Consider the following 4,923-nt stretch of genomic DNA (forward strand, 5'->3'; position numbering starts at 1 on the left):
GGGAAAAGGGTGTACATAAGCTTACGGATTATTAGTACTACTCGACTATGACATTACTGCCTTTACATCTATAGCCTATCAACGTGGTCATCTTCCACGATCCTTAAAAGAAATCTCATCTTGTGGTGGGTTTCGCGCTTATATGCTTTCAGCGCTTATCCCTTCCCAACGTAGCTACTCTGCGGTGCCCCTGGCGGGACAACAGATACACTAGAGGTTAGTCCAATTCGGTCCTCTCGTACTAGAATCAGATCCACTCAAATTTCTAACGCCCACAGTAGATAGAGACCGAACTGTCTCACGACGTTCTGAACCCAGCTCGCGTGCCACTTTAATGGGCGAACAGCCCAACCCTTGGGACCTTCTCCAGCCCCAGGATGTGACGAGCCGACATCGAGGTGCCAAACCCCCCCGTCGATATGAGCTCTTGGGGGAGATCAGCCTGTTATCCCCGGCGTACCTTTTATCCTTTGAGCGATGGCCCTTCCATGCGGAACCACCGGATCACTATGCTCTACTTTCGTACCTGATCGACCTGTATGTCTCTCAGTCAAGCTCCCTTATGCCATTGCACTCTACGCACGGTTACCAAGCGTACTGAGGGAACCTTTAGAAGCCTCCGTTACTCTTTTGGAGGCGACCACCCCAGTCAAACTACCCACCAAGCACTGTCCTCTTCATCGAAGAGTTAGGCCTCAGATAAACAAAGGGTTGTATTTCAACAATGACTCCACAACGCCTGGCGACGCCGCTTCACAGTCTCCAACCTATCCTACACATCATTTATCCAAGGTCAATACTAAGCTATAGTAAAGGTGCACAGGGTCTTTTCGTCCCACTGCGGGTAAACGGCATCTTCACCGTTACTACAATTTCACCGAGCTCATGGCTGAGACAGTGTCCAGATCGTTACACCATTCGTGCAGGTCGGAACTTACCCGACAAGGAATTTCGCTACCTTAGGACCGTTATAGTTACGGCCGCCGTTTACTGGGGCTTCAATTCAATGCTTCTCCGAAGATAACATCTCCTCTTAACCTTCCAGCACCGGGCAGGTGTCAGGCCCTATACTTCATCTTACGATTTTGCAGAGCCCTGTGTTTTTGATAAACAGTCGCCTGGACCTCTTCACTGCGGCCCCGATTGCTCGGGGCGACCTTTCTCCCGAAGTTACAGGTCTATTTTGCCTAATTCCTTAGCCATGAATCTCTCGAGCACCTTAGGATTCTCTCCTCAACTACCTGTGTCGGTTTACGGTACTGGTACTAATTACCTGAAGTTTAGAGGTTTTTCTTGGAAGCCCTTAGGCGCACTATCTCTTTGTCCGAAGACTCCGAGTACTATCGTATTTCACCAAAATCTGCGGATTTGCCTACAGATCTTATAGCTAGGTACTTCAACGAACTATTCCGTCAGTTCGCGGCGCTTTCATCACTCCGTCACCCCATCACAGTAATTAGTAGTACGGGAATATTAACCCGTTGGCCATCGACTGTCCCTTTCGGGTTCGCCTTAGGACCAGACTAACCCACAGCTGATTAGCATAGCTGTGGAAACCTTAGTTTTTCGGTGTGCGGGTTTCTCGCCCGCATTATCGTTACTTATGCCTACATTTTCTTTTCTGACCAGTCCAGCATACCTTACGATACACCTTCAACCCTGTCAGAATGCTCCCCTACCACTTTGTATTGCTACAAAATCCATAGCTTCGGTAATATGTTTATGCCCGATTATTATCCATGCTCGTCCGCTCGACTAGTGAGCTGTTACGCACTCTTTAAATGAATGGCTGCTTCCAAGCCAACATCCTAGCTGTCTGGGCAGACAAACCTCGTTCTTTCAACTTAACATATATTTGGGGACCTTAGCTGATGGTCTGGGTTCTTTCCCTCTCGGACTTGGACCTTAGCACCCAAGCCCTCACTGCTGTGAAACATTATATAGCATTCGGAGTTTGTCAGGAATTGGTAGGCGGTGAAGCCCCCGCATCCAATCAGTAGCTCTACCTCTATATAACTATCATCAGCGCTGCACCTAAATGCATTTCGGGGAGTACGAGCTATTTCCGAGTTTGATTGGCCTTTCACCCCTACCCACAGGTCATCCGAAGACTTTTCAACGTCAACCGGTTCGGTCCTCCACTGTGTGTTACCACAGCTTCAACCTGCCCATGGGTAGATCACACGGTTTCGCGTCTAACACTACTGACTAAAGCGCCCTATTCAGACTCGCTTTCGCTACGGATCCATGTCTTAAACACTTATCCTTGCCAGCAACGTTAACTCGTAGGCTCATTATGCAAAAGGCACGCCGTCACCCCACGAAGGGGCTCCGACCGCTTGTAAGCGTATGGTTTCAGGATCTATTTCACTCCGTTATTCACGGTTCTTTTCACCTTTCCCTCACGGTACTGGTTCACTATCGGTCTCTCAGGAGTATTTAGCCTTAGCGGATGGTCCCGCCAAATTCAGACAGGGTTTCACGTGCCCCGCCCTACTCAGGATACCACTATCTATTATACTCGTTACCCATACGGGGCTATCACCCTCTATGGCGTCACTTTCCAGTAACTTCCGGTTCTGCATACATAAAATATCGTGGTCCTACAACCCCAACAATGCCGTAACATTATTGGTTTGGGCTAATCCGCGTTCGCTCGCCACTACTTACGGAATCACTTTTGTTTTCTTCTCCTCCGCCTACTTAGATGTTTCAGTTCAGCGGGTTTGCCCACCTATCGGTGTACTATGTCTTCAACATAGTGGGTTGCCCCATTCGGATATCTGCGGATCAATCGATGTGTGCTCGTCCCCGCAGCTTTTCGCAGCTTATCACGTCCTTCTTCGCCTCTGAGAGCCTAGGCATCCCCCATACGCCCTTATTTTGCTTATTGTACCAATCATAAAATCAATTATGACCGTTTTTTTTTGTTTTCTACAATAAATTGTAAAAAACGCTTTCTACTTTTTATTATTTTCTTATCTCAATATGTCAATGAACTTCTGTCCTTTCGGACCTGTGGAGAATAACGGAGTCGAACCGTTGACCTCCTGCGTGCAAGGCAGGCGCTCTAGCCAGCTGAGCTAATCCCCCAATCTAATTATGAATTATGAATTGTGAATTATGAATTATGAATGATCATTCATAAGAACTCAACTCTAGAATTTCCTTTTTATCAAGTTAAAATAGTAGTCCCGGGCAGACTCGAACTGCCGACCCCTACATTATCAGTGTAGTACTCTAACCAGCTGAGCTACGAGACTCTGTTTTTACTTAATTCTTTATCATTTTTTTAAATTAACAGCAAGAGTAATACAATCTCCGATTCAAAACCATTCGAACGGCATCTTTTTTCCCCAACGTGCATCACTGCTAACATATGGGGCTCTAGAAAGGAGGTGTTCCAGCCGCACCTTCCGGTACGGCTACCTTGTTACGACTTAGCCCTAGTTACCAGTTTTACCCTAGGCAGCTCCTTGCGGTCACCGACTTCAGGCACCCCCAGCTTCCATGGCTTGACGGGCGGTGTGTACAAGGCCCGGGAACGTATTCACCGGATCATGGCTGATATCCGATTACTAGCGATTCCAGCTTCACGGAGTCGAGTTGCAGACTCCGATCCGAACTGTGACCGGTTTTATAGATTCGCTCCTGGTCGCCCAGTGGCTGCTCTCTGTACCGGCCATTGTAGCACGTGTGTAGCCCAAGGCGTAAGGGCCGTGATGATTTGACGTCATCCCCACCTTCCTCACAGTTTGCACTGGCAGTCTTGTTAGAGTTCCCGACACTACTCGCTGGCAACTAACAACAGGGGTTGCGCTCGTTATAGGACTTAACCTGACACCTCACGGCACGAGCTGACGACAACCATGCAGCACCTTGTAAATTGTCTTGCGAAAGATCTGTTTCCAAACCGGTCAATCTACATTTAAGCCTTGGTAAGGTTCCTCGCGTATCATCGAATTAAACCACATGCTCCACCGCTTGTGCGGGCCCCCGTCAATTCCTTTGAGTTTCATTCTTGCGAACGTACTCCCCAGGTGGGATACTTATCACTTTCGCTTAGCCACTGAACTTGCGCCCAACAGCTAGTATCCATCGTTTACGGCGTGGACTACCAGGGTATCTAATCCTGTTCGCTACCCACGCTTTCGTCCATCAGCGTCAATCCATTAGTAGTAACCTGCCTTCGCAATTGGTATTCCATGTAATCTCTAAGCATTTCACCGCTACACTACATATTCTAGTTACTTCCTAATAATTCAAGTCCAGCAGTATCAATGGCCGTTCCACCGTTGAGCGATGGGCTTTCACCACTGACTTACTAGACCGCCTACGGACCCTTTAAACCCAATGATTCCGGATAACGCTTGGATCCTCCGTATTACCGCGGCTGCTGGCACGGAGTTAGCCGATCCTTATTCTTACGATACCGTCAAGCTCCCTCACGAGGGAGTGTTTCTTCTCGTACAAAAGCAGTTTACAATCCATAGGACCGTCATCCTGCACGCGGCATGGCTGGTTCAGACTTGCGTCCATTGACCAATATTCCTCACTGCTGCCTCCCGTAGGAGTCTGGTCCGTGTCTCAGTACCAGTGTGGGGGATCTCCCTCTCAGGACCCCTACCCATCGTTGCCTTGGTAAGCCGTTACCTTACCAACTAGCTAATGGGACGCATGCTCATCTTTCACCGTTGTGACTTTAATTATAAAGTGATGCCACTCTATAATACTATGAGGTATTAATCCAAATTTCTCTGGGCTATCCCTCTGTGAAAGGTAGATTGCATACGCGTTACGCACCCGTGCGCCGGTCTCTAGCACCGAAATGCTATACCCCTCGACTTGCATGTGTTAAGCCTGCCGCTAGCGTTCATCCTGAGCCAGGATCAAACTCTTCATCGTATATTTTTATATTATATA

At 48.2% G+C, this 4,923-nt stretch carries 2 tRNA genes and 2 rRNA genes; all 4 read right to left on the reverse strand.

The window, feature by feature from the left end:
• Positions 1-11: 11 nt before the first annotated feature.
• Positions 12-2,893: ribosomal RNA gene (locus BD847_RS20700) — 23S ribosomal RNA — on the reverse strand.
• 126 nt (positions 2,894-3,019) lie between these two features.
• A tRNA-Ala gene (locus tag BD847_RS20705) sits at positions 3,020-3,093 on the reverse strand.
• Positions 3,094-3,189: 96 nt separating this feature from the next.
• Positions 3,190-3,263, reverse strand: a tRNA-Ile gene (locus BD847_RS20710).
• A gap of 128 nt (positions 3,264-3,391) precedes the next feature.
• Positions 3,392-4,905 (reverse strand): 16S ribosomal RNA (locus BD847_RS20715).
• The 16S and 23S rRNA genes sit together here with 2 tRNA genes alongside, the layout of an rRNA operon.
• Between the last annotated feature and the right edge of the window lie 18 nt (positions 4,906-4,923).

This window comes from Flavobacterium cutihirudinis (assembly GCF_003385895.1).
Taxonomy (GTDB): domain Bacteria; phylum Bacteroidota; class Bacteroidia; order Flavobacteriales; family Flavobacteriaceae; genus Flavobacterium; species Flavobacterium cutihirudinis.